This window comes from Planktothrix pseudagardhii (assembly GCF_904830925.1).
Lineage (GTDB): Bacteria > Cyanobacteriota > Cyanobacteriia > Cyanobacteriales > Microcoleaceae > Planktothrix > Planktothrix tepida.
This window is the reverse complement of record NZ_LR882967.1, coordinates 431,407-457,069: the sequence shown is the minus strand read 5'-3', so window position 1 is coordinate 457,069 and position 25,663 is coordinate 431,407. Positions and strand designations below refer to the sequence as shown.

The 25,663-nt window shown below is 40.8% G+C and carries 19 protein-coding genes; 7 read left to right on the top strand and 12 right to left on the bottom strand.

Annotation, left to right across the window (positions count from 1 at the left end; translation table 11 throughout):
- Positions 1-201: 201 nt before the first annotated feature.
- The 4 genes from NMK36_RS01885 to NMK36_RS01870 all read left to right on the top strand — a co-directional run bounded on the left by NMK36_RS01885 (position 202) and on the right by NMK36_RS01870 (position 4,360).
- Positions 202-720, top strand: coding sequence for a hypothetical protein (locus NMK36_RS01885; RefSeq protein ID WP_072716920.1), 519 nt, complete (start codon positions 202-204; stop codon positions 718-720).
- 159 nt (positions 721-879) lie between these two features.
- Positions 880-1,659: a photosystem II S4 domain protein gene (locus NMK36_RS01880; RefSeq protein WP_254172860.1), complete on the top strand. Its 780-nt coding sequence runs from the start codon at positions 880-882 to the stop codon at positions 1,657-1,659.
- Between the two features lie 123 nt (positions 1,660-1,782).
- Complete coding sequence (locus tag NMK36_RS01875; protein WP_254172859.1) at positions 1,783-3,120, top strand: hypothetical protein; 1,338 nt, start codon at positions 1,783-1,785, stop codon at positions 3,118-3,120.
- A 145-nt stretch (positions 3,121-3,265) separates the two neighbouring features.
- Positions 3,266-4,360, top strand: a complete 1,095-nt coding sequence (locus NMK36_RS01870; RefSeq protein WP_254172858.1) for a RuBisCO accumulation factor 1 — start codon at positions 3,266-3,268, stop codon at positions 4,358-4,360.
- Positions 4,361-4,461: 101 nt separating this feature from the next.
- On the opposite strand, the gene NMK36_RS01865 is transcribed toward NMK36_RS01870, so the two are convergent.
- Entirely contained in the window at positions 4,462-5,343 is an 882-nt protein-coding gene (locus NMK36_RS01865) for a DUF4349 domain-containing protein (RefSeq protein ID WP_083579838.1), read from the bottom strand.
- Positions 5,344-5,494: 151 nt separating this feature from the next.
- On the opposite strand from NMK36_RS01865, the gene NMK36_RS01860 reads away from it, so the two are divergent.
- Complete coding sequence (locus NMK36_RS01860) at positions 5,495-7,912, top strand: ATP-dependent helicase (RefSeq protein ID WP_072716916.1); 2,418 nt, start codon at positions 5,495-5,497, stop codon at positions 7,910-7,912.
- Here NMK36_RS01860 and NMK36_RS01855 read toward each other — a convergent pair.
- Positions 7,909-9,327 carry an OB-fold nucleic acid binding domain-containing protein gene (locus NMK36_RS01855; protein WP_254172857.1) on the bottom strand — a complete coding sequence of 473 codons (1,419 nt, stop codon included), beginning with the start codon at positions 9,325-9,327 and terminating at the stop codon, positions 7,909-7,911. The genes NMK36_RS01860 and NMK36_RS01855 overlap by 4 nt on opposite strands.
- A gap of 175 nt (positions 9,328-9,502) precedes the next feature.
- Entirely contained in the window at positions 9,503-9,667 is a 165-nt protein-coding gene (locus tag NMK36_RS01850) for a hypothetical protein (protein ID WP_186440272.1), read from the bottom strand.
- A gap of 547 nt (positions 9,668-10,214) precedes the next feature.
- On the opposite strand from NMK36_RS01850, the gene NMK36_RS01845 reads away from it, so the two are divergent.
- Entirely contained in the window at positions 10,215-11,312 is a 1,098-nt protein-coding gene (locus NMK36_RS01845; protein ID WP_254172856.1) for a trypsin-like serine protease, read from the top strand.
- A 453-nt stretch (positions 11,313-11,765) separates the two neighbouring features.
- On the opposite strand, the gene NMK36_RS01840 is transcribed toward NMK36_RS01845, so the two are convergent.
- The 3 genes from NMK36_RS01840 to remA form a co-directional block, all read right to left on the bottom strand.
- The gene (locus NMK36_RS01840) at positions 11,766-13,103 is read right to left on the bottom strand and encodes a GNAT family N-acetyltransferase (protein ID WP_083579836.1); all 1,338 of its coding nucleotides are present in this window, start codon (positions 13,101-13,103) and stop codon (positions 11,766-11,768) included.
- 11 nt (positions 13,104-13,114) lie between these two features.
- Positions 13,115-13,672: a guanylate kinase gene (gene gmk, locus NMK36_RS01835; protein WP_072716912.1), complete on the bottom strand. Its 558-nt coding sequence runs from the start codon at positions 13,670-13,672 to the stop codon at positions 13,115-13,117.
- A gap of 208 nt (positions 13,673-13,880) precedes the next feature.
- Complete coding sequence (gene remA, locus NMK36_RS01830; protein WP_072716911.1) at positions 13,881-14,147, bottom strand: extracellular matrix/biofilm regulator RemA; 267 nt, start codon at positions 14,145-14,147, stop codon at positions 13,881-13,883.
- A 326-nt stretch (positions 14,148-14,473) separates the two neighbouring features.
- Between remA and NMK36_RS01825 the strand changes: the two genes are divergently transcribed.
- Positions 14,474-15,445 carry an NAD(P)-dependent alcohol dehydrogenase gene (locus NMK36_RS01825; RefSeq protein WP_072716910.1) on the top strand — a complete coding sequence of 324 codons (972 nt, stop codon included), beginning with the start codon at positions 14,474-14,476 and terminating at the stop codon, positions 15,443-15,445.
- A gap of 79 nt (positions 15,446-15,524) precedes the next feature.
- On the opposite strand, the gene NMK36_RS01820 is transcribed toward NMK36_RS01825, so the two are convergent.
- From NMK36_RS01820 to NMK36_RS01795, 6 genes are all read right to left on the bottom strand, one after another.
- Positions 15,525-17,210 carry an NAD+ synthase gene (locus NMK36_RS01820; RefSeq protein ID WP_072716909.1) on the bottom strand — a complete coding sequence of 562 codons (1,686 nt, stop codon included), beginning with the start codon at positions 17,208-17,210 and terminating at the stop codon, positions 15,525-15,527.
- A gap of 24 nt (positions 17,211-17,234) precedes the next feature.
- On the bottom strand, positions 17,235-18,335 hold the full coding sequence (locus tag NMK36_RS01815) for a hybrid sensor histidine kinase/response regulator (protein WP_072716908.1): 1,101 nt from the start codon (positions 18,333-18,335) through the stop codon (positions 17,235-17,237).
- An 11-nt stretch (positions 18,336-18,346) separates the two neighbouring features.
- Positions 18,347-22,114 (bottom strand): response regulator, encoded by a 3,768-nt coding sequence (locus NMK36_RS01810; RefSeq protein WP_254172855.1) that lies wholly within the window; start codon positions 22,112-22,114, stop codon positions 18,347-18,349.
- An 86-nt stretch (positions 22,115-22,200) separates the two neighbouring features.
- A complete protein-coding gene (locus NMK36_RS01805; RefSeq protein ID WP_072716906.1) occupies positions 22,201-22,968 on the bottom strand; it encodes a carbon dioxide-concentrating mechanism protein in 768 nt (255 codons plus the stop codon).
- An 83-nt stretch (positions 22,969-23,051) separates the two neighbouring features.
- Entirely contained in the window at positions 23,052-23,777 is a 726-nt protein-coding gene (locus NMK36_RS01800; protein WP_072716905.1) for a hypothetical protein, read from the bottom strand.
- A 40-nt stretch (positions 23,778-23,817) separates the two neighbouring features.
- Positions 23,818-25,425 (bottom strand): ribulose bisphosphate carboxylase small subunit, encoded by a 1,608-nt coding sequence (locus tag NMK36_RS01795; protein ID WP_072716904.1) that lies wholly within the window; start codon positions 25,423-25,425, stop codon positions 23,818-23,820.
- Positions 25,426-25,663 lie beyond the last annotated feature (238 nt).

Below are 25,663 nucleotides of genomic sequence, written 5' to 3'. Positions count from 1 at the left end.
ATAGTTACCGACCGATAACATTGGCGAAGCTAACATTACCCTAGCAATAGGAGTGGGAGAAATCCCAAAAAAATCGGGAATCGGCAAATAAAACAATTTTTGTCGGTTCCCAATCCAATATTCACGGGGAATAAATTCCCCTGAGTCGTGTTTCCTCTCAGGTCTGAAGACGCTGAGTTTCCACACTCCCATCCTACTTTTATGAACTATCTTGTGACTGTCCTCTCTGATCGCCTACAAGCAGAAACGGCTTATCTGGAATTAGAGAAAGAAGGAATTCCCCCAACTCAAATCACGATTTTAGGAAAAGGCTATAAAACGGCGGATGAATTTGGCTTAATTGATCCCAATGAAAGTGCGATTAAACAAGTGAAATTAATGGCAACTTGGTTAATTCCCTTTGGGTTTGTGGCAGGATTTACCTTTAGTTTAATTACAGGATTAGATACCTTCGCTTGGGCGGGACAGGTTGGAAATCATTTAATTGGTGCGGTTCTCGGTGCGATTTCCGGGGGGTTAGGCAGTGTAGTCGCTGGCGGCGGCGTGGGTTTAATTGTTGGGGGAGGGGATGCGTTACCCTATCGTAACCGCCTCAATGCTGGAAAATATTTAGTGGTGGTCACGGGTTCAGAAACCTTAATGCGGAGAGCCACTCGCGTTTTAAGACCCTTAGAACCGGAAAATCTGCAAGGTTATACGGTGGGAGATACAATAGTTTAAATGGGCGCCATTCTATCCTGGGATTTGTTGCTTTTGTCTCTAGGTATTTCTAATGATTCTGGAGAAAAGTTTATCGAGTCCAAATGGATTGAACTTTTGTTAAAAATGCTATCATCAATACCAATAATTGTTCTATTCCCGTTCACTTAAAATCACCTAATGTTACCGAGAGATGAACTTCTAAAAGGCATTGAAAATCGAGAAAGTTTAGCACGGGTTCTCGATCTGGCAGAACAAGCACTTAAAACGTGGGAAATTACCTTAACGGATTTTCTGTCTCCTCCTGAATTGGCGGAATCAGAAAAGGTTTTTAGTCGATTAACAGAAGTGCAGATGATTGCCTGGGGAGGCTATCCCCAAGCAGAAAGAAAACGGTTAGGAATTGCTCGATCTGATCTGCCTTTGGATTCTTCCCAGGTTAGCGTTGTGGTGTTAGAGATTTCGGGAAATTTTCTCTTTGATCCAGCCACCCATCGAGACTTTTTAGGTTCGATGTTAGGAACGGGAATTGTCCGTGATAAAACGGGGGATATTATTGTTTTAGGAGAGCGTGGTGCTCAAACGATTGTTACTCCAGAATTAGCGGATTTTTTGGAATTAAATTTGACCCAAGTGCGTTCTGTTCCGGTAAAAACACAGCGCATTGATCCGAGTGAATTAAAGGTTAAAGAACCTAAAAAGAAAGACTTAACAACGGTAGAAGCTTCGATGCGTTTAGATGCAGTTGCTTCTGCTGGATTTGGAATGTCACGCAGCAAAATGGTCAGTTTAATTGATGGGGGAGATGTGCGGGTGAATTGGAAGGAAATCACCCAAGCAAGTTATCAAGTAAAATCCGGTGATTTAATTGCAATTCGGGGAAAGGGACGTTTAGAGGTCAAGGATATTGTGATTACCAAAAAACAACGATATCGAGTGGAATTAACTCGGTATCAATAAATTAAGAGGGAACAGGGAACAGGGAACAGGAAATAGGGAATAGAAAGAATTTGGATTTGATGATTAATTTTTGTTATAAGCCTTTTCATAGGATTGCTTTATAAAGTTAAGAGGATATGAGTTATGAGACGACTTTATGATCAAGCTTTTGAAATTTTACAACAAGAAGTTAAACAGTGTTCTCAAAAAGATTTAGTTGGAGACGTGGGAGCGAAAATTGTTCTAAAACGATTAGAAAAAATGCGGTTACAATCAGGAGATTCCCTGACTTTAGATGAATTAAAAGATTTAGTTTATGATCAATTTCCTAACTTTAGCGAATCCGTTTTAAAAAAAGCAGCAAAAGTGAATCGTCCCCCTGGAATTTTTCCTAAAATTGTTTTGGGAATGGCTGTTTTAGGCGGATTTGTAGGATTAGTTGCTCTGGCTAATTTACCTTATCCCATGATTCGTTTTCCGGTGGCTAAAACCTTTCCCATTGTATTACTTCCGAGCTATATTAATATGGATTATAACTATCGACAAGCGGTGTCATTAGTTGAACAATCCGATCAATTAGTCAATCAAGCAACAGCCATTGCTGATATTGAATTAGGGGTTGGAAAAGTTAAACAAGCTCAAAAGCATCTGGATCAATTACCAGTTTGGTTTTTAGGCTATTATCCTCAAGCGTATTGTTCGTTTATGGGTTGTATGTGGCGATTTACCTTCGATGAATATGAAGATGCTCGCAAGAATATAGGACGAATGGAATCTAAAATTTTTCAAGAACAAAATGCCTATCAGGAATATACAAAAGCCGAACAATCCATTCAAGAAGCACAGCAAAAATTCCAAAAACTTCCCCCTGGAAATGAACAACAACAAACCATTAAAGTTTGGCAAACTGCGATTGATCAATTAGAGAAAATTCCCCCCGAAACCTTAGCAGGAAAATTAGCTCAAAAACAGTTAGCAACAGCGCAACGGGATTTTCAACAACAACTTGGATTTGTGGCGGGAAGTATTAAAGGAAATACGTTAATTGATGCGGCGATGCAATTTGCAAGTCAAGCTGCAAAAGCTTCTCAAAATCCGCCTCACACTGCTCAAGAATGGCAACAACTGATTAAATTATGGGAGGAGGCAATTCGTCGGTTAGAACAAATTCCGACGGAAAACCCCAGCTATTCAGAAGCTCAGAAAAAATTAGCAGAATATACAACAAATTTAGGAATATCTCAAACTCGGTTACAAACTGAAAAAGATGCTGTTGAGTTAGTTAAACAAGCAAAATCTGCTATTGCTCAATGGCAAAAATTAGCTCGTTCTAAAGATCCTGATATTGGTGCTTTAATGAGTCAATTAACCGATATCATTAATACCTTGGAACAGGTTCCAGCAGGAACAACAGTTAGTCAAGAATCTCAGAATTTATTACGTTCAGCCCAACATACCTGGGATAAGTTATCTCTAAATTGATTTGACAATTTTGCTGATTTCTGTACCGCTCTATTAATTTTGAAGAAATCAGGTTTATAATTCTCCATCTTTTATGATACATTAAAAATTCAGACAAAAAGTTGATATTTTCAGACGGTTTTCCAGAAAATTAACCTCTATAATTATGACTCAAACACCACAGAATCCTTCTGATTCTCTCTCCGCGACACCAGATTCTTCGACGGACACAGTAAATTTAATACAGTTATTACGTCGTAAACAAGGAAATTGGGTCGAGTGGGGTGAAGCTTGTGCTCAATTACAAAAATCCGGTTACAATCCCCAACAAATTTTTGAGGAAACCGGGTTTGAACCCATTCAACAAAATCAAGTGATTGTGGCGGCACAGGTTTTTAGCTCTTTAGTCAAAGGCAATTTAGCACTTGAAATTCAATCTTATTTTCAACGCAAAGGAAGTGATATTTTATATGAATTTCGGATTCTGAACCAAGCGGAACGAGTCAGGGCTTCAGAATTTGCAAATCAGCGTCAATTAGATGCCGATGAAGCGAAAGAATTAGCAAAAGCAATCAAAGAATTTTCTCGATTTTCGACTGCTCCAGACGGTTTTTCTCATCATCCTGGGGATATTTTAGCTTATTACGCTTGGAAAGCCGCACGACAACATCATGATTTACAACAACGCTCACGGTTAATTGCAAAGGGGTTAAAATATGTTCATTCCCAAACCGCCAGAGAAAAAATTGAACAACTGTTAACCGATTTTTCAGTTACGACAAAACGCTCTGCTCCTCGTTTACCGATTTATCGTTTAGAAACGGAAGAAGATATCCCTCGTTTAATTCCAGTTGCGGGTGAATTTCCGATTTCATTATCGGACTTTAATGCTGTTCCTTTAATGGAAGAAATCGGTACATTTCGTATGGTTAAATCGTCAGGAAACGCCGCCTGGGTAGCTGTTCCAGGATGGCAAGTGGTGATGAAAGCAGAAGATCCCGTTGCCATTTTAGGAAATAGTGCTAATTTACCCCATCCCTTACCGAATAAATCGGAACCTGTTTTAATGATTGTAGATCGCGCTCAACGGGAATGGGATACTGATGCCTATTTCTTAGTAGAAGGCTCCGAGTATTTAGAATTACAATGGTTTGATGAAAACCCGTCAATCTTATTACTCGGAAAATTGCTTTTGGTAGTCCGCCCCAAAAAAGTATTAGATGAGGATCAAATTCATGATGTTTGGCAAACTGATGAATAATTAAGGGTTGAGTTTTAGGAAGAAACCGAGTTTTTAAGTTGTGCGAGCGTCCTCGCTCGCGATTTACCCCAAAATCTTATAAACGGTTCAGGATTTTAACTTTATTTTATTTTATTTTGACGATACCAACGATAACCATAAACTGCGCTTCCCAGAAGCAATAAATAAGGACTAAAGGCTAATAACCATAAAGTTAATCCTACTAATAACCAAGTAAATTCTCCCATTGTATGAGTTGCGCTTCCCCAAGTTTCTTGTATTCTTAATCCCAAATTATCAGAAGTAGAAGCAGCAGAAACGGGCGATTCAAGGGTTAAACTAATTGTGGAATAAGCAACTTGATTTTGTAAATTTCTTAATTGAGCATCAATGCGTTCAATGGATTCCCGAATGGTACTTAATTCATTCGCGGCTTTGAGAACATCCCCAACGGAACCCGAACGTTCCATAATTTTTAAGATCATTTCTTCCGATTTGCGTAAATTTCGTAGTCGAGCTTGAAAATCGACTAATTGATCGGAAACATCCTCGGCTGTAATCATTTGATTTTCCACCGTTCCTAATTTTGCTAACGCATTTAACGTTGTTTCTAACCGTTGTTGAGGAACTCTAAACTCTAAATAAGCCGTTTGACGCTGACTATTATCGGGAGATTTTTGAGCTTCAAATTTTAAAATATCTCCTTGCTGTTTCTGGATAATAGCAGTAATTGATTCTGTCGTTTGATGAATTGATTCCACTACTAAGGTCAATTGAGCACGTTTAATCAGTTGAGATTGTTTTTTAGGTTCTGGGGTCGTTTGTTCCGGTGCAGAATTAGCCATTTCGCGGGTATCTGCTGGGGCTAAAGGCGCACTAGCGGGAGAACTCATTGTCGCTTTATTCGCCTGACTGCAACTGGATAAAGCTAAAACTGATACCATTAATCCTAGACAAAATCCTAGCTTTGATGCTGTCCGAGAGCCCATTTGATTAGTATTCATGGCGTTACCTTCCTCAAAAAAAGAACCCGATATTACAGCAATATCCTTTTAAAATTTACTGTTTCCTGATAAAATTTTAAGCGATATCCCTATAACAATATGTCTAATTTAACCTTTTATTGTTAATAACTCCTTTAAGATTGAGCCTAAAATGACAGACGATTTTGACCTGGATCAAGTTTCCTCCTCCGATTCTATATCAACCCCAGAAACGGAATTGACGGTTTCTGATGGCACAACAACGAATTCTTTAGAAAATATTGAGAAAGTTCGTGCTTTTCGATCCGAAAAAATTAAAGAAATTTATCAAAGTTTACGTCCTGGTCAACAACAAATGGCGGATTGGAATGGAGGGCCATTAGCGATTTCTGCGGTTCCGGGTGCGGGAAAATCAACAGGAATGGCGGTTGCTGCTGCTTTAGCGATCGCTCATTATCAACTCCACGCTCGTCATCAATTAGTGATTGTCACATTTACCCGTTCAGCCGCTGCTAATATTCGGGCTAAAATTATAGAAAAACTCAAAGAACTTAAATTACCTTTAGGCGGATTTGTTGTTCATACTTTGCATGGTTTAGCTCTCAATATTGCCTTAAGGCATCCTGAATTATCGGGATTAAATTTAGAGAATGTTACTTTAATTTTACCCACTCCCAGTAATCGCATTACTCGCACCTGTGTTGAACAGTGGATTGCTGCAAATCCTCGTCATTATCAACGCTTAATTGAGGGAGTTCAATTTGATGGAGAAGAAACAGAACGCTTAAGGAGGCAATCAGTTTTACGAACAGAAATTTTACCGAATTTGGCTTGGAAAGTGATTCAAGAAGCGAAAAGTTCAGGGTTAAAACCGGAAGATTTAAACCAAATTAGCGAACAAATTCCTGATGATTATGAGATTTTAAAAATTGCTGGGGGGTTATATGAAAATTATCAAAATTTATTGCGATCGCTGAATTTAATTGATTATGATGAAATGATTTTAGCTGCCTTGCAAGTCTTAGAAAATCAAGCAGTGCGTCAAGTTTGGCAAAATCAAGTATTTGCTGTGTTTGAAGATGAAGCTCAAGATTCTACGCCTCTGCAAAGTAAACTCTTGAGAATTTTAGCCCGGTCTTCTGAGTCAATTAGTGATGATTTAGAGACTTTAAATTTAGTTCGAGTCGGTGATCCTAATCAAGCGATTAACTCAACTTTTACTCCTGCTGATCCCATTTATTTTCGGAATTTTTGTAATGAATGTGAACGGTTACAAAAATTAGCGACAATGGATCAGGCAGGAAGAAGTAGCTGCATTATTATTGATGCGGCTAATTATATGTTATCGTGGGTCAATCGCTCCAAATTAGCAGGAAATGAACAACCTTTTCGAGAGCAAATGATTCGGTTAGTGGGATGGAATGACCCTCAACCCAATGCAAATCCACCCGCTTATGATCGAGGCTTAGAACTGTGTGAACCTGCGGATATTTATCAAACCGTTGAGTGGATTGTGCAACGGATTGTAACAATTTTTAATCATGAGCCTAAAGGAAAATTTGCTATTTTAATTCGAGAAAATAAACAAGGAGAGTTTATTTCTAACGTTTTAAATAACCCCAAATCATACAATATTAAGATACCCGAAGATTTTAAAACTAAAATCCGCATTTATGATGCGTCTCAACAGGCACGAAATTCTAAAATTCCTGAAGAGATGTTAGCCTTATTACAATTTTTAGATCGGCCCCATTCACCGGATTATTTAAAATTAGCGTTAAAAGTCTTAGGCGATCGCAATTTAATTCCGAATTTAGATTATAATAAAATAGCAATTCATCCTGAAGAATTTCTTTATCCTGGCCCACTGGATGCGCCTCAGTCTCCAGAAATTCGTCAATGTCGTTATTTTTGTTGTCAATTATTGCAAGCGCGTTTAGAACTTCCTCCCTATCAATTAATCTCTTTTTTAGCCTTATCCCTGCGCTATGAACGAACGGAATTAGCAACAGCCGATAAATTAGCTGAACGCATTGGTCAAAAAACTTTTGGTAGCCATTCTATGGGAACTATTTTAGATGTTTTAAACGATATTGTCAGTTCAGAACGATTTGAACCCGTTGATATTGATGAAGAAACTTCTAAAGAAAGTCCCTACACCCGTGACGGTCAATTAACTTTAATTACCATGCACAAAGCCAAAGGATTAGATTGGGATTATGTGTTTCTTCCCTTTTTACAAGAGTCTACTATTCCGGGGAATTTACGAGTTTTACCGCAAACGAAATTTCTAGGAGAATTAACCCTTTCTGAAGTCGCTCGTGCTCAAATTCGAGCCGCATCTCACGGACAAGAATTAATTCCTGATGTTGTTACCGCTTGGGAACAAGCCAAGGATTTAAAAATTGCCGAAGAATATCGCTTACTCTACGTCGCCATGACCAGAGCTAAACGTTTTTTATGGATGTCTGCGTCTCGTTTTGCTCCCTACACTTGGCATAAACCCGAAAATCAGCAAGAACAAAAACCCTGTCCGGTTTTTATTGCTTTAAAACAACAATTTCCTCAACATTTTTTAGAGAAATATTAAAAAATAGAAGAAAGAGTTGGTTCTATTTTCGGTTTAATTTCAGCATCAAACCCAGCAGATTTTAAGGAATTCAGAGTGGCTTCAGCATTTTGTATCCAGAAGTCACGACCTAAACAAACCCCTTTATAATTATGTTGGAATTCTCCCTTCACTGTAGCCACAATAGGAATATTAGCTTGTTGTTGATTACCCGATGATTGTTCTTTGAGGAGTGCATGAAGTTTTTGCAAGCGAGTTAAATCATAAATTTCCTCAATTTTTAAATGTAAAAGCACCATAAATTCTGATTCCTCTATTTCCAAATCTTCTAATAAAGGAGTTGGGAGTTTTTCATGACGAGGGAGAGTATTGGCGAATTGCAATTCATCAATAATTAACTGAGTTTTATCTTCCTGTTTATCAATTTTTCCTGTAATTAAAACCACATCATTTTCACCCGGAAAAGTCTTTATTTCTTGATAGGTTTGGGGGAAAACAATCGCCTCCATTTGTCCGGTTAAATCTTCAATTTGTAAAAATGCCATGCGATCGCCTTTTTTAGTGGTATGCAGTTTAATCGAGGTAATCACAACAACGACTTTAACTTTTGATTTTTTACCCGTTAATTCTGATAAAGTAACTCGTTCCTCTACAATAATAGATTCTAAGATGGATTTTAAAGGATGTTCAGAAACATAAAATCCCAGTAATTCTTTCTCAAATTGTAGTTTTTCTTGAACTGTAAAATCTTCCAGTTTTGCAGGTTTTGGTGCATCTTCATGGGTGTTAATTGTATTTGTTCCTCCCCCTAAAAGATCAAAGATACTTTGTTGACCAACAGCCCGATCTTTAGCTTTACTTTGCGCCCAAGAAATTAATTTATCTAAATGATCAATAGCTTGGCGACGGTTGGGGTTCAATTTATCTAAAGCACCACATTTAATTAATGCTTCTAAAGCACGGCTATTGACAACTTGTAAATTAATGCGATCGCATAAATCAGGATAACTTTTAAATTCTCCCCCTTCTCGACGCTCTGCTAATAAATGTTCAATCGCACCTTCCCCTACATTTTTAATCGCTGAAAGTCCAAAAATAATACTGTTATCGGAGGGGGTAAAATCCATACCCGAAAGATTAATATCCGGGGGGATAACCTCAATTTCGAGGGATTTTTGGCAAGATTCAATATACTTTTGAATTTTATCCGTATCCCCACTATTAGCACTTAATAAAGCCGCCATATATTCAACGGGATAATTGGCTTTTAAATAAGCGGTTTCATAGGTGACATAGGCATAAGCCATGGAATGGGATTTATTGAAGCAATTAGAAGCAACTAAACCATTACTCAGAATAAAGTTATGATATTGTTCTACGCCAATATCATAAACTGGTTGGGTTCCTAAAGATTTGCGACTAATAATTTTAACCATTTTTATAGCTCTCTAAAATTTGTTCAACTTTTAACTTCTTACGTTGAAGCCCTAAATGGGGATATTGATCAATTAAACTATAGAATATATTATAGCAATAATTTGCTCCTTTTGATGAGAGTTTAATCGATACAAAGTTTTTCCCCTAATACTGTGTTGCCCTCTCTCAGGGCTTTTAACTTTTTAAATAATTCTTCCAATGTGGAACCAACGGTTTAAAATTTTCTGGTGTTAGTAGTCTATACAGTTCTTTTTCTAGCACTTCTAATGGTAGCACCGCCATTTGACTTTGATGCCTTAAATCCGCATTTCTCAAAATTCTCCCTGTTGTTTTAGTCATCTGATTTCCTTCCCCCTTCAACTCACACCGAATGAATGCGATCGCCCCTTTAAACTCACACTTACAGTTGCCACCTCGCTAGGGCGACTACTCATCGCCCTCTTCAACTAGCATTAGCCGTTGCGATCGCCTCCTATCTTTTCCTTAAGTTGACGGACTTTGGGGTCTTCTTGGTGCATATAGATAAATTCTATCAACAACCTCGAATAAAGAGTTGAGTCTTTAACTAGCCTCTGGGTGGGGGTCATACCTATACTTTTGGCTAGGTTAAAAACTAAACAATAGTTGGTTTCGTTAACCAGGCTGACTCTGATACAGTTGCAATTACAGGGAACAGTCATGTTAGGTCGCAGTACAGCGCACTGTTTACGAAGCCTCTGCATAGCGGAAGAATCTCAGAGATACTTACAAGCTTCGTTAACGCTCCAGTCCGTTTCGATCAGGATAACCATCCTGCATTAATTTTCTACCAGATGTTGGCTAATTGAGAATGGTTGCAATAGTAGCCCTAGAACAAGAGCAATACATTAGGAATGGAACAAATCTGATGTCAATATCTATCTTTAAAAAGCTTAACGTTTTGGTCTCTACAATCGCCTCAACTACCTTATCTTTAGTGGGAGTTTTTGTACTTTTTGATATTAATAATAAAGCTGAATCTATAGTAACTTCAGGCGATCCTAATGACTATATTGTTAAGCCTGGAACTGGATATAATGGTGTTGTCTCTATACCAATTAAAATTGGTTCAGAAATGTTTGGTTGTTCAGGTTCGCTGTTATCTTCAGGACGACATATTTTGACAGCAGCCCAGTGTTTCGATAACCCTTTTACCCCTGGTTTATCGACTGATACAACGATATTATTTGACTTACCGACAGGTCAAATTGGCATCAAGGCTAATAAAATTTATATTCACCCAAATTGGAAAGATGTTTTTGATTTTAAGTCAATTGAAGGTGATCTCGCTATTCTTGAACTCGCATCTGTGGCACCGGAAGCTGCCGAACGATACGATATTTATCGCAATACCGATGAAGTTGGTCAAGTTGGTGTTAAAGTAGGATATGGGGTTTCGGGTCAAGGAAATCAAGGTTTTGACGTAACAAAATTCCCATTTGGAGTCAAGCGTTTCGGCAAAAATCTATATGAAAGTGGGGGAGAAATTTTCAATAGTTTAGATCCGTCTCAATTCGTCCCAGGTACATCTTTAGCCTATGATTTTGATAATGGCAACCCCGAAAATGATGGATTTGGAAGCATCGGTATTCCTGATTTAGGATTAGGTTTGCAAGAGGTTCATGGAGGAACAAGCCCAGGTGGCCCAACATTCATTAATGGGTTAATTGCAGGAATGGGATCCATGTTTTTTTGTTTGGGTAGTGCTAATGATAATTACACTAGCTGTTCAAGTCCTCCTGATATTGATAATATTCTTCTAAATACTAGTTTCGGAGAATTTGGTGTAGATACTCGCGTGTCAACTTATGCCAGCTATATTGATGATGTTTTAGGGGGAAAAATAAAACCAACTAAGACCGTTCCCGAACCAAATATGATCTTTGGTACTATCTTAACTTTGGGTGCTTTTGTGCTTCATTCCCGTTTCAAGCAAAGAAAAGATAAAACGACTCAATCTTCGTGACTAGGTATTAGAAACCGAGTTTCTAACCCACAGTTGTTAAGAAACTCGGTTTTTGCCTGAAGACGCAATCCTAGACATTGATATAGCATTTGAGTCGTACAAATTAAACTTATGCACCAAGCTCTTGCGTAGTAAGCATAGCCATGATACTTTGAGTTTAGCCCTGATAGTAACATAATTGTTGGCAACATAGTCAGTTTATTATTACCACTTCAGAGGATAAAAATGCCCAAGTTTGGAACCGAAACGGTCAATTTTAACAGAACTGAAAGGACATCAAACTCAAATTCAATCAGCAGCATTTAGCGAAGATAGAAAATTAATTCTGACCCATGCAGAAAACAATACCTTACGGGTCAGGTGTGTGAACAAATTCGGGATTATTTAAAATATGGTTCCGATGTGGAGGAACAAGATCGTAAACTGTGTGATGGGGTTGGGAATTGAAAATAGTTAGGGGGAAACCCAAAACATTCCTTTAATACCATTAGGGTCGGTAATAAACCCTAAATTATGATAGAAATTAACCGCTTTTGAACCTGCAAATAAGGTGATATTTTCGATGTTTTGTTGTCGCAGTTTTTCTAACGTATACTGAATTAGGGTCTTTCCTAATCCTTGACTTTGAAAATTGGGATGAATGACCACATCCCACAACGTTGCATTATAAACATGATCAGAAACAGCCCGTGTAAACCCTATTAATTGTTTTTGGGTATCTTTGACAAACCAAAGAGTAACGGCTAAAAAACTGTGTTCTAGGGCAATTTTCATTTGTTCATGGGAACGAGTCATCCAACCCACTGCTTCAAAGAGTTGGTCTAATTGGTCTAAGTCAAAATCGATATCCGTACTTAATATAAATTGTCCGTTTTTTTGATTCACAGCTAAAGGATTATAAGAATAATTAACAGTGGGTTTAGCAGCGATCGCATCATCATATTTAGACCATTTTTTTGGATTTTTACTAATATTTTGATGGTACAAAACAATCGTTTTTTCTAAATCATTCTTTTTCTGAGATATGGTTTTTAATTTCTCTTTAATGAACCGCTCATCAGGATAAACTTCAATCGCCATTGAATACAGAATTAAAGCAGCATTCATCCAATGTTTATGGATGAAAAAATCTGCTATTTTAATCCATGATTTTAGATTAGTATTTAGAAAATTAATAATATTTTGATACTCAGGATACTGTTGACTCTTCTGAATCACGTTTTGATAATAAGCGATCACTAGATCAACAGTTTCCGGTAAACAAGATTCTAGGGTTTCTCCTAATTTAGTGGCAATAATCACAAAATCCTGTTCTTGATTGGTTTGATGAAGAACAACCAAACTATTCCAATAATAAGTAATCGCTAAATCCCACTTTTTTTGCTGAACTAACGCATCCCCTAAATTACAATAAGACCAATGAAATTGAGCATTTAACTGAATAGCTTTACGGTAAACCTGAATTGCTTCTTCCCAGGATTTTAATTTTAATAAAGCATTTCCCAAATTATGATACGACCAGGGAAAATTAGGATTCAGTTCAATGGCGCGACGATAATGATTAATCGCCTCTTGCCATTGTTCTTGTTTTAAGAAAATATCCCCTAAATGATGATAAAACCAAGAGCAATTGGGATTTAATTCGATGGCATGATAATAATTTGCGATCGCAGCTTGCCATTGTTCTTGCTGACTCTGCAAACGCCCTAAATTAGCATAAGCTTCAGCTGACTTGACATTTGTTGCCATCCCATTGACCAAGTTGAGTTTTAAAGCCTCTTCCTCTGGCATATTTCCTTAATTTAAACAGGCGTATATAGCACAGATTCTAATCGTTGTAACGCGAAATCCAAATCATCATTAATCACTTCAAAATCAAACTCATTCGCCGCGTCCATTTCTGCTTTTGCTCGCATTAAACGCCGTCGAATGGCATCTTCAGAATCCTGACCTCGACCGCGTAAACGACGTTCTAATTCATCAATGGAAGGAGGCATAATAAAAATTCGTAAAGCGGAAGGAAATGTGCGCCGAATTTGACGAGCCCCTTCTAATTCTATTTCTAATAAAACCGATGTTCCCGCTTCAATATGTTCTTTAACCGGGATTAAGGGTGTTCCATAACAATTACCCGCAAATTCAGCCCATTCTAATAACTCTCCCTGTTCTACCATCTCTTGAAACCGATGTCGATCTACAAAATAGTAGTCTTGTCCATTAATTTCACCCGGACGGGGAGAACGAGTTGTTACGGAAATGGATAAATGCAGGTCAGGATGACAGTTGAGCAGGGAACGAACCAAGGTGCCTTTCCCGACCCCACTAGGGCCTGTCATTACAATTAATCGGCCTTTTTTCATAGAATTTTTACTCATTCACGCTGAATAGGAATCTTTCCATTTTCTCATGGTATGCCGATGGAAACCAAGAGATCAAAAATATAGCAACCGCCAGGGGTATTGAGAACAAAGACTGATACTATAGTGCTACGCATTAAAGTGTTTGACAATTCGTAAATCCTAAAACCGTTGCAATACTCACTGTTCCCTGTTCCCTGCTATAAATTTCTTAATCATCGCGAGAATTTCCATCTTTCGCTATCACGAACCGATGAGCAACGGTTTCCGGCTGAATGGCAGAGAGAATCACATGGCTAGAATCGGTGATAATCACGGCTCTGGTTCTACGTCCATAGGTAGCATCGACTAACTGTCCGCGATCGCGTGCATCGGTTATAATACGCTTAATAGGGGCCGATTCAGGACTAACAATGGCAATCACCCGATTTGCAGAGATAATATTACCAAAACCAATATTGATTAACTGAATATCCATAAAAATCTCAATTATAGGGTTTGCCGAGGTTTTTGCGTCATAATTCCATGATAGTGAGAATTTTAGGGAGTTACAACTGTTTATGGGTTAAAAAGTTCCGATTTTATTCTCTTGAGTTTGTCCTTTATTGTTGAGTTAAAATACGAAAAATCACTAATTTTAATGAATATTTTACCGAACAAAACCGTTAATATAGAATTCAAAAACCCTATTTTTCCTCTCAAAAAACAGCAAAATATTAATGAAAATCAAGAGAACCTGAATCCCCATCTCCAGAAGTATGTGTTAAGCTGACAGGTGTTCTCTGCCTATTAATGTAAACGGTTATGAAAGCAATTGTTATCAATCAATACGGAGCACCCGATGTGCTTCGTTATGAAGATATTCCCACCCCAACGATTAAACCGGATCAAGTTTTAGTCAAAATTCATGCCAGTAGTATTAATCCTGTAGATTGGAAAATTAGGCAGGGATTATTACAACCCTTATCCGGCTACAATTTCCCCAAAGTTTTAGGATGTGATTTATCTGGGGAAGTGGTGGAAGTGGGGGAAAAAGCAACAAGCTGGCGGGTTGGAGATCAAGTTTATACCTTCGTTAATCCCTTATTTGGAGGGGCTTATGCGGAGTATGTGGCTGTAAATGCTACCAATTTGACCTATAAACCCCAAAATATGACCTATAGCGAAGCCGCAGGGGTTCCGGTGGCGGGTCTGACGGCGTTACAGGGGTTGTTAGATTTAGGTCAATTGCGACCGGGACAACGGGTATTAATCAATGGTGCGTCTGGTGGTGTCGGAACCTTTGCGGTGCAAATTGCTGCGGTGATGAATGCAGAGGTAACGGGAGTTTGTGGGACGGCTAATGTTGAGATTGTGAAACGTTTAGGAGCCCATACCGTTATTGACTATACCCAAGAGGATTTTACTCAGCAACAAATTCAATATGATATTATTTTTGATGCGGTGGGTAAACAGTCCTTTTTTAATTGTGAAAAAGTTCTAAAACCGGATGGAATTTATATCTCAACATTACCAACGGTTGATAATATGGGAGCGACCCTACAAACGTTATTCTTTTCTAACCAAAAATGTAAATTAGTCTTAGCTCAACCCAGCCGTCGAGATTTAGATGCTTTACGAGATTTGATCGCAACGGGTAAAGTTAAAACAATCATTGATCGAACCTATTCCTTAAGTGATTTGGCTGAAGCTCATACTTATAGTGAAATGGGGCGAACTGTTGGCAAAATTGTGATTACGGTTAATGAAGGGTTACAAACCATTAATATTGATTGATTAGGGAACAGTAAGTAGAGACGTGCCATGGCGCGTCTCTACATGGCGCGTCTCTACAACTGTAATGCGTTGCTATATATTACCAATTAAGGGCTTTAGCAATGGGCATTCTCCATCCGGTTCCAAAAGCGCGATCGCTAATTTTTAATCCGGGTGCGGCTTGACGACGTTTAAATTCAGCAATCATCACTAATCGAATCACTTTTTTAACGACCGTTTCGACCTGTCCTGCTTCCACAATTTCAGTCAAGGATTGATGTTTTTCAACTAAACGATATAAAATATCATCCAAAATTTCATAAGGAGGTAAAGAATCTTGATCCACCTGTCCGGGTTTGAGTTCTGCACTCGGCGGTTTTACTAATACATGATGGGGAATTATTTCTTTTCCATAATATTGATTTAGCCAAGAACATAAGGAATAAACACGGGTTTTCGGTACATCTGCAATGACCGCTAATCCTCCATTCATATCACCATATAAGGTACAATATCCCACCGCCATTTCTGATTTATTCCCAGTGGTTAATAATAAATGCCCAAATTTATTAGAAACCGCCATTAATAAGGTTCCTCGGATGCGAGATTGGAGGTTTTCTTCAGCTAGTCCAAAGGATGTTCCTGTAAACATCGGTTCTAAGGTTTGATCAAAGGTTTGCATTAAATCGCCAATGGGTAAAGTCTGGGTTTGAATCCCTAAATGATTGGCTAATTCTAAAGCATCTTGAATGGAATGATCGGAACTATAGGGAGATGGCATTAATACCCCTAAAACGTTTTCTGCGCCTAATGCTTCCGTTGCGATCGCTGCAACTAAAGAAGAATCAATCCCTCCACTTAACCCTAAAACTACTTTAGAAAATCCACATTTATGCACATAATCTTTTACCCCTAAAACTAACGCTGACCAAATTTCTTGATCTTCATTCTCAATTAAATTTATGTCTTGATTTTGAGAAAAATTAGCAACTAAATCTTGGGTTTGGGTATCAAATTCTATAACGGCAAAATCCGTCTCAAAGGGTTTTAAACTTAAAATTTTATCGCCATTTTTATTAAAGGCAAAACTACAACCATCAAAAATTAAATCATCATTTCCTCCGACTTGATTTGCATATAAAATCGGAAGATTATAGCGTTTTGCCGTATGACTAATTAAAGATTGTCTAAATTTTTGCTTACCCACTTGATAAGGTGAAGCCGATAAATTAACGACTAAATCTACATCTAAATTCGCTAAATCTTGAAACGGATTACAAGGATAATTGCGTTTTCCCCAGAATAGTTCATCATTCCATAAATCCTCACAAATTGTTACCCCAATTTTCAAGTTTTCTTCTAAATAGAAAAAATCACTTTCTAACCCCGGTTCAAAATAGCGATCCTCATCAAAAACATCATAGGTTGGTAATAATCGTTTCTTAAAATACTGTTTAATTTCACCCTTTTCTAATAATGCAGCACTATTAAAAATTGGGTTGCCACCTTTTGTTTGATAATCTAAATTTTGTTGAATTGTTCCGACTAAAACGGCAATTTTAGGAGGTAAATCTATTGCTAATTGCTGTAATTTTTTCTCTGTCGCCTCAATAAAACTCGGGCGAATTAATAAATCTCTGGGAGGATATCCTGTTAAGGATAATTCTGTCGTTAATAATAGATGACATCCCGCTTCAACCGCTTTTTCTGCTGCGTCTAATATTCGTTGAGCATTGAGCGTTAAGTCTCCAACCGTTGGGTTAAGTTGAGCGATCGCAATTTTCATAACTAAACTGAAGTAAAGGAAAATTTAATGGTCAATTTCAATAATGAAGATTGAACCTTGAGGTGTATTATCAACAACGGAAATCCTGCCGCCATGAGCCTCCGCCACAAGTTTGCAAAACGCTAAACCTAATCCAGTTTGGCTAATTCCTTTCATGGGAGTTCCAATTTCATATTTTTCAAAAATGCTTTGTCGTAAATTATCATTCACCCCTGGCCCAAAATCAGCAACCTGAACTCTAGCACCTTGTTCACCTGGGTAATCAACTGTGAGGATAATTTCACTATCATGGGGTGAAAACTTAATCGCATTGGATAGCAAATTGTCAAGGGTGCGACGAAATAGAGAGGGATCAATATTCACCAGACGGTGATTCACTTGAGGCATTTTGGCAATCAGTTTTAAATTATTTTGAGTGGCAATTTCTTGTAAGTCTGTAATGGCCGAGGTACAAAGTTCACACAGGTCTACCTCTTGACGTTCAAGAACTAATTTACTCGATTCTAATTTAGCCCTTAAAAGTAATTCATCCACCAAAGATCGCAGCTGTCGTACCCCTTTCAAAATCTGATCCAGCTTTTTCTGAAGTTTTTCGGGGGGTACGGTGGAATATTTCATCAGCAATTCTGCGGCTAAGAGAATACTGGTAATTGGATTTCGTAAGTCATGAACCATCATATTAACCATATCTTCACGGAAACTCAGCAAGTCTCGAAGATGGTCATAAGATGCTTTTAGCCTGAGTTGGGTTTTAACCCTAGCCATGAGAATTGGCGGGCTAACAGGTTTTGTAATATAGTCAGTCGCGCCCAACTCTAAGCCTTTACGCTCATCCTCAATGCTCGATTTAGCCGTCAGAAAGATAATCGGGATATCCTGAGTTTGTGGGTTAGCCTTAAGCTGGCGACAAACCTCATAACCATCCAAACCAGGCATCATAATATCAAGGAGGATCAAATCAGGGGGATTAGCTGACTGAGCAATTGTCAATGCTTTTTCACCATTGTTAGCAACCTTGACCCGATAATCATCCTTCAGCAGTCCACTGATAAAAGTCAGGTTATCCGGGGTATCATCTACGACTAAAATGGTCGCTTTTTCATTCTGGCCTTGAGAGATGTGCATATCCTTTTATATTACCCCTGTGATGGTTTCAGAGCTTGCCTAGCCAATCCTAACGCAGTATGGGCTGTATCAAAATCAAATGAATTCACTCCAGCTTCAATGGCACTGTAATGATTAGGGAAGGCATTTCTTAGTAAATCGGTATGATCTTGTAACAGATCAGCGGCTTCGGCATCATTTTCAACGAGGAGTTCCGACAGTCGAGTACAAATCTGTTCGAGTTTTACAAAGTCTATGGTCATTTGGGGAGTAACAGCTTTGGGTGGAAACTTCATCTCCAGTTGGTTGATCAACGTTTCCAGAGGGCCACGAATTGTGGCTAATAATGAATCAACTTCTGAACGAGAACAGTCTTGTTTAATTGCTGTTTCGAGGGAGGCAGATGCCTCCTGTATTATAAATGCACCAATGTTGCCAGCAACCCCCTTGAGGGTATGAGCCAACCGTTCAGCTTGGGTTTTGTCCTGGGTATCCAGTGCTTGGCTGATTTTGTCTACAACGGTTTTCTGTCCTGATGCAAATTTTCGGAGCATGGACAGATAAAGTGACTTGTTACCCAGAACCCGCCGCAGTCCTTCCGAAGTATCAAGACCTAGAATATCGGATGGAATGACAATGGCATCCTCTGAATTTAAAGGCATAGCGGTAGGTTGTTCTGGATGTTGATCTCGTCCTGAACGAGGTGTAATCCATTTCAACAGCGTTTTCCAGAGTTGCTCCGGTTCAATGGGTTTGGCGACATGATCGTTCATTCCCACTTCTAAACATCGATCCCGATCGTCCTGCATCACGCTGGCTGTCATTGCCACAATCGGTAAACTATCGTAACGAGCATCTTTGCGGATCACAGCAGTCGCTTCCACTCCATCCATTTCTGGCATCTGCATATCCATCAACACAATATCATAGTCACCCGTCTGAACCTTTTCTACGGCGATCCGTCCGTTTTCGGCTAGATCAACGACAAATCCAGCATCGGTTAACAACCCGATCGCCACATCCTGATTGATTTCGTTATCTTCAACTAGCAGAATCTTGGCGTTGGTAATCTGTTTGAGGCGGTCAACTAGAAGGGTCGAGGTTTTAGAGGTTGGAGTGCTGACCTTTTCGATATTACCACCGAGTAATCCCACTAAACTATCAAACAGGACAGAGGCATTGACGGGTTTAACAAGTACATCTGCAATGCCCAGGGTTTCGGCGGCTTTGAACACTTCCTCCCGTCCGTAGGCGGTGACAATTAAATGATGGGGTTTATGTTGTAAAGGGAGGTCTTGCATCCGACGCACCACTTGTAGCCCATCCAGACCGGGCATTTGCCAGTCGAGAAAAACAATCTCGTAAGGACGACGTTCTGCATCAGCTTCCGCCACAGCCTGTAACGCTTCTGAACCAGAACGGGCTTGATCAACCTTAAATTTCATCTGTTCGAGTAGATCCATCAACACCAGTCGGGCGTTTTCATTGTCATCTACCACTAATACACGCTTGCCTTCCAGGTCAGGACTCAGCACTAAGCGCCGTGCTGTTGCATTGCTCTTGCGTAGACATACCGTACACCAAAAGGTGCTACCTTTGCCGTATTCACTTTCGACACCGACTTCCCCTCCCATCAGTTCTGTAATTCGCTTACAGATTGCCAAACCCAGTCCAGTTCCCCCAAACTTGCGAGTCGTGGAAGTATCCGCCTGTTGGAAACCTTGGAATAACTGTCCTAACTGCTGCGGAGTCAAACCAATTCCGGTGTCTTTGACGGCAATATACAGAACAATATCAGTATCACGGTATTCCTTGAGCCTGATGATGATGGCAATTTCACCCTTTTCCGTGAACTTAACGGCATTATTGGCATAGTTAATCAGAATCTGGCCTAAACGTAAGGGATCGCCAATGAAGTTTCGAGGTAAATTTCGATCAATATCAAAGATCAGTTCTAAACCCTTAGCGGCGGCTTTTTCACTAATTAAGGTTGAAACATTTTCCAGTACCTTTTCTAGTTCAAAATCAATAGACTCAATAGTTAATTTACCCGCTTCAATTTTCGAGAAATCTAAAATATCATTAATAATTCCCAACAAGTGTTGGCTGGAGGTTCGAATTTTAGTTAAGTATTCCCGTTGACGAGAAGTTAGATCCGTTTTCAGTGCTAAATGAGTCATGCCAATAACAGCATTCATCGGCGTGCGAATTTCATGGCTCATATTAGCCAGAAAATCAGCTTTAACCCGACTGGTTTCCTCAGCGAGTTCCTTTGCCCGTCGCATTTCCTCCTCAGCGGCTTTAATCTTGCCAATATCCGTTAGCCACCCCAACACTCCGGGCTTCCCTTCGTATTCCGTGACCATGAAAGTGGCCATAATATCGCGAATCTCCCCAGTGGGGCTATACATTTTGAAATAACCCCCTTCATAGATGCCCTGGCGTTGCAGTTCCGCCAGCATTTGAGGGCGAACCGAGGGATCAACATAGATTTTGGCTGGGGAGTCCCCGATCTTGAGATCCACCAAGTCGGCAATACGTTGGTTCGCAAACCGGGTAATGCCATCGACGGTGATCGCGACTCCAACCGGAGCTTTATCGAGAATGGACTGAAGGTGTTCACGCTGGCGAGTAATTTCCAATTCAGCTTGTTTACGGGCTGTAATGTCGCGGACTGAGGCAAATATACTGATATCGTGTTCTCCCAAGGCCGGCAAACGGGCAAGTCCCACTTCAACGGGAAAGGAGGAACCGTCGTAACGCAGACCCAGCACTTCTCGATTGTGAATGCCGATCTGACAAGCGGGTTCTAGGTGTGAGTTACAATTTGCACAGTCAAAATGGTATGCACAGACTTCATCCAGTCCCAGTCTGTGGATTGGCTGACCGATTAACTGATGAGTCTCATATCCAAACATGGTGGCTAGGGAAGTGTTAGCCAGGATAATAATCCCCTTGGAGTCAATCACAAGCATCCCATCAGGAGCATATTCAATTATTCCTCGATACCAGGCTTCCGTTTCTGCCAAAGCCTTACTTTGATCCCGTTGCAATGCCGTTTCATGTAATACCACCAGCATCACAATCCCTGTGAGTAATGTAGTGGCTAGGGTGACGGTAATGACAATAATATGGGGTTCAACGCCAGTAATAGAGTTATGACTGACGGAGTTTGGCAGGAAATAAGCAGCAGTCATTCCAGAATAGTGCATAGCCGATGTTGCCAGTCCCATGATTACGGCTGAAATGGTTAAGGTATAGCGACTCGCTGCTACTGAAAACCGTTGACTCATATAGAAGCGGAACCACAGCGCGGTTACAGCTAAAATGATCGCGACTACAATTGAGAAGGTGAAGCGGAAGACATTGTAGCGAATCAAGCCATCCAATCGCATGGCTGCCATGCCTGTATAGTGCATTGTACCAATGCCAAGCCCAAATAATGTCCCTGCAATTAGCAAGACTTTGAAACTGGGGCGGGAACGGGTAATGAAGTGCATCGCATAGACGCTGGCAGCTACACCCGGAACCATCGATAGGGCTGTCACCCCAGGATCATAGTTGATACCGCAAGGCAGGTGAAACCCTAGCATTCCAATGAAGTGCATAGCCCAGATGCCGATTCCCATTGCCACTCCACTTAAGGAAAACAGGGTATTACGAATGTGTTGAGCCCTAACCCGTTCAGCAAACTGGCTCATCAAAAAGGCGGTATAGGAGGTAAAAATAGCAATGGCGATGGAAAGAATAACCAATCCTGGATGGTACTCGCCCTGATAGACGATACTGCTATCCGGCATCTGGTGGACAAAATGCAAGTAATCGCCGAACATTATATATATTTTTTTTTGAAACCTAGATCTCTATTTTAGGAGTCTTGGGATTGTTAAAAATATTCTTCTTCCACCGGAACCTCTAACTTTTGTAAATCGGGGAGTTGAACAACTTCTTTCTCCGGTTCCTTCACATTAATGGGTACTCTCAACGGTTGACGTTGTTCGATCCAACAACTGGCTAACGGTAAGGTTTGATCCAAATCTTCCAACGGTCGCGGAATTACCATCACCGCGTTTAACTCGCCAATGCGTTCGGCTTCAAACATTCCCGCTTCAACGGCCATCGCCACATCGGACACCGGGCCGCGAATAATCGCCGTACACAACCCCGCCCCAATGCGTTCATAGGACATCAGACGCACATCTGCTGCTTTTAACATGGCATCCGCCGCCCCTACCATCGCCGGAAATCCGCGTGTTTCTAGTAATCCTACCGCCTGATTACTCAAACGATGACTTGCCCCCCCGTTAGTGAGATGGGATAATCGGGAACTAATGGGAAGCACGATTTCTAAATTGGGAAACGGTCGAGGAATCACTAATGTAGAGATAAATTGACCAAATTGTTTAGCGGTTTGCGCCCCGGTTTCCACCGCTAACCGTACCTCAGAAATTTTTCCCCGGACAATCGCTGTACAATGTCCCCCCCCAATTTTCTCATATCCCACTAAATGAACTCCGGCGGACTTGAGCATCATATCAGCCGTTCCCACAATCGCCGGGAAGCTCTGAGTCGAAACTAAACCCAGAGCCATATCTCTAAATTCGTTCTGAACGGAGCGTTCAGAAGAACCGGAATTTTGTCTGTTTGTGTCCATTTTCAATCATTCCGATGGGTCGGGAAGAGGGGTGTTGACTGTTGAGTGTTGACGGTTAACCGACAACCAACATCCAACACCCTTCAATTCTGGGGATTATTAAAGGCTTTGCGATGGGGAAGTAAGGTATCCAATAACTGACTGAGGTGTTCCTTGCCATAAATAATCGGAGGGAGTGGCTGGGGTAACAGTTCCACCGATTCTGGGGACTGAGGAACCAGAGCGGATTCTTCCGATTTTTCGGGGGAAGGAGCAATCGCCGGTTCTGGTTCAGCAGGAACCGATAAAACATCTGAAGGTTGAGCCGGCTTTTCCTCCAAAGCCGAAATTATTTGGGGTTCTGAAGGAAAAGAAGCTAACTCTAACAGAGGATCGGACAATTCACCAAAACCAGAAAGGATTTGCGGTGATGGGGTGAGCGGAGGTTCCGGTGGCACAGATACCTGTTGGGGTTCTAATTCACCAGAGCAATCGCCAATCACAGATCTCGCGGCAACGACTTGTTGAGGGGCAATAGAACTCTCAAAAATCGTTGTTTCTGAACCAATACAGGCGTTTTCCCCCAGGGTTCCCGCCCCCACAATTAACACCCCCGACCCCAACACAACACCTGCCTCTATTTCTAGGATACCGTGATAAGCCTGAATAATAACTCCCCGGCCCACACAAACTCCCGCAGCAATCCGAAGCTGACTATCGGTTGCCGCTTGTAAGATTACCCCGGGTGCAAGGGTTGCACTGGGATCGATGGTGACATCGCCACTCACATAAACGTCAGGGTTTAGGAGTTGCGGTGGCGATATGTTCATTGTTGCTGGAACCTCTAGCGTTTCAACAGGAAACTGGATCTTAGGGACGTTGGATAATTTCCTCCAGTACCCGACGTTTGGCTTTTGAGTCAATCCCAATCAACCGGACATACTCGCCGCTATGTTCGTTTAAACAACCGTTTAAAGCACTCATCACTTCAGAGATATTGTTCGATTGAATTGGAGAGCAACTCTTCCAAGATCCGGTGCGGAAGCGACGAGCATCAGCGTGTTCTGTGCCAATTTTGTAGCCTTTGGCTAACAGATCCCGCACTTGCTCGGTGACGTTGTTGCCGAGTTTGCCACTGGAAACCGGGGCTACACTGGCGCTACTGCTGGATGCAGGGGCTGAAGTTGAAGCGGTTTTAACCACTTTGCCATCGGGACGTTGGATAATTTCTTCGAGCACCCGGCGTTTGTTTTTGGGGTCAATCCCAATCAAGCGCACATATTCCCCAGGATGCTCACTGATAATGGCATCTAATTTAGATAGGGCATCGGCTACTCCTGAACCCGAAATGCTGGGGCCACTGCGCCAAGATCCCGTACGGAAGCGACGGGCATCAGCATATTCTGTGCCAATTTTGAAGCCTTTGGCTAAGAGATCTCCAATTTGTGCTCCTAAATCAGAACTGCCACTACTAGCAGAACTGGAAGGAGCAGAGGCGGCAACACTGACTTTACCATTACTGGATTTGGCAACAACGGGGCCATCGGGACGTTGAATAATTTCTTCAACTACACGGCGTTTGGCTTTGGAATCAATGCCTAACAAACGGACATATTCTCCAGTGTGTTCTCTCAGGCAAGCTTCTAACGCAGCCACGACTTCCCCGGTACTCTTCCCATTGATGGGAGATCCACTCTTCCAAGATCCAGTACGGAAGCGACGAGCATCGGCGTGTTCTGTGCCAATTTTGAAGCCTTTGGCTAAGAGATCGCCAATTTGCTGAACGATTTCCGAGGATAAATTCCCACCGCCGAGATTGGCATAGGAGCGATCGCGACCACTGCCATTCCCAGAAGATTCATTACGGATGGGGTTAATACAAGAAGCGTTTTCAGAACACTGATAACCGGCTTTGAGAGATTGGTTCACACCAATGACATGAGTGGCGAAGCTGAGATCGGCATCCGTGACATTGGGTAAGCGATCGGCTTGTTGCTGATTGGTGATAATGGAACCAGAGGGAACGTATTTTCCAGGGGGAATTTCCACGTCTTCGATTAAAACGTGCATCATCACAATGCAACCATTCCCAACTCTGGAATTAAACACCGTAGAGCGGAACCCGATAAAACAGTTATCTCCCACATAAGCAGGGCCATGAATTAAGGCCATGTGGGTAATGGAAGAATTCTTGCCAATCCACACGGAGTAGTTTTGGCCATCATCGCCTTTGACCCGACCTTCTTCTAAGCCATGAATCACTACACCGTCTTGGATATTGCTATTTTCCCCAATCGCAAAGGGTGAACCTTCATCAGCGCGAATGGAGGTGCCGGGGGCGACTAATACATGAGCCCCAATGCGAACGTCACCAATAATATTAGAGAAAGAATGTACATAAGCCGTTGGATCGATTTTCGGCTCTGCCAAGTTCTTCGACCAAGGGGTTGGAGGTGCCGCTAGGCCACGAACTGCCATAATCTTAATTGCTCCTAACCGAATAGTTGTTTGTTGTTCGTTTTCAGGGTTCGTTATCTCAGAAGCTAAAATGGGTGATTAAGAAGGAATGGAATTAAAACTTAAGAACTTCTAAAGTTTTGGAATTTCGGGTGCAAAATCTCAATTTTTTTCAAAATTTCAATTATCCTATAAGGAAACACCCTTTCAGCCTTGTTCTTTTTCAAGATTTCCGGCTTCTGGCTTCTCAATTGCCCAA

Excerpts from the sequence above, each read along its gene's own strand:
- NMK36_RS01800 (WP_072716905.1), bottom strand. The coding sequence starts at position 23,777 with ATGAACATATCGCCACCGCAACTCCTAAACCCTGACGTTTATGTGAGT.
- NMK36_RS01795 (WP_072716904.1), bottom strand. The coding sequence starts at position 25,425 with ATGGCAGTTCGTGGCCTAGCGGCACCTCCAACCCCTTGGTCGAAGAAC.
- NMK36_RS01805 (WP_072716906.1), bottom strand. The coding sequence starts at position 22,968 with ATGGACACAAACAGACAAAATTCCGGTTCTTCTGAACGCTCCGTTCAG.
- remA (WP_072716911.1), bottom strand. The coding sequence starts at position 14,147 with ATGGATATTCAGTTAATCAATATTGGTTTTGGTAATATTATCTCTGCA.
- NMK36_RS01840 (WP_083579836.1), bottom strand. The coding sequence starts at position 13,103 with ATGCCAGAGGAAGAGGCTTTAAAACTCAACTTGGTCAATGGGATGGCA.
- NMK36_RS01865 (WP_083579838.1), bottom strand. The coding sequence starts at position 5,343 with ATGAATACTAATCAAATGGGCTCTCGGACAGCATCAAAGCTAGGATTT.
- NMK36_RS01850 (WP_186440272.1), bottom strand. The coding sequence starts at position 9,667 with ATGACTAAAACAACAGGGAGAATTTTGAGAAATGCGGATTTAAGGCAT.
- gmk (WP_072716912.1), bottom strand. The coding sequence starts at position 13,672 with ATGAAAAAAGGCCGATTAATTGTAATGACAGGCCCTAGTGGGGTCGGG.
- NMK36_RS01825 (WP_072716910.1), top strand. The coding sequence starts at position 14,474 with ATGAAAGCAATTGTTATCAATCAATACGGAGCACCCGATGTGCTTCGT.
- NMK36_RS01860 (WP_072716916.1), top strand. The coding sequence starts at position 5,495 with ATGACAGACGATTTTGACCTGGATCAAGTTTCCTCCTCCGATTCTATA.
- NMK36_RS01810 (WP_254172855.1), bottom strand. The coding sequence starts at position 22,114 with ATGCCGGATAGCAGTATCGTCTATCAGGGCGAGTACCATCCAGGATTG.
- NMK36_RS01880 (WP_254172860.1), top strand. The coding sequence starts at position 880 with ATGTTACCGAGAGATGAACTTCTAAAAGGCATTGAAAATCGAGAAAGT.
- NMK36_RS01845 (WP_254172856.1), top strand. The coding sequence starts at position 10,215 with ATGTCAATATCTATCTTTAAAAAGCTTAACGTTTTGGTCTCTACAATC.
- NMK36_RS01820 (WP_072716909.1), bottom strand. The coding sequence starts at position 17,210 with ATGAAAATTGCGATCGCTCAACTTAACCCAACGGTTGGAGACTTAACG.
- NMK36_RS01870 (WP_254172858.1), top strand. The coding sequence starts at position 3,266 with ATGACTCAAACACCACAGAATCCTTCTGATTCTCTCTCCGCGACACCA.
- NMK36_RS01875 (WP_254172859.1), top strand. The coding sequence starts at position 1,783 with ATGAGACGACTTTATGATCAAGCTTTTGAAATTTTACAACAAGAAGTT.
- NMK36_RS01815 (WP_072716908.1), bottom strand. The coding sequence starts at position 18,335 with ATGCACATCTCTCAAGGCCAGAATGAAAAAGCGACCATTTTAGTCGTA.
- NMK36_RS01885 (WP_072716920.1), top strand. The coding sequence starts at position 202 with ATGAACTATCTTGTGACTGTCCTCTCTGATCGCCTACAAGCAGAAACG.
- NMK36_RS01855 (WP_254172857.1), bottom strand. The coding sequence starts at position 9,327 with ATGGTTAAAATTATTAGTCGCAAATCTTTAGGAACCCAACCAGTTTAT.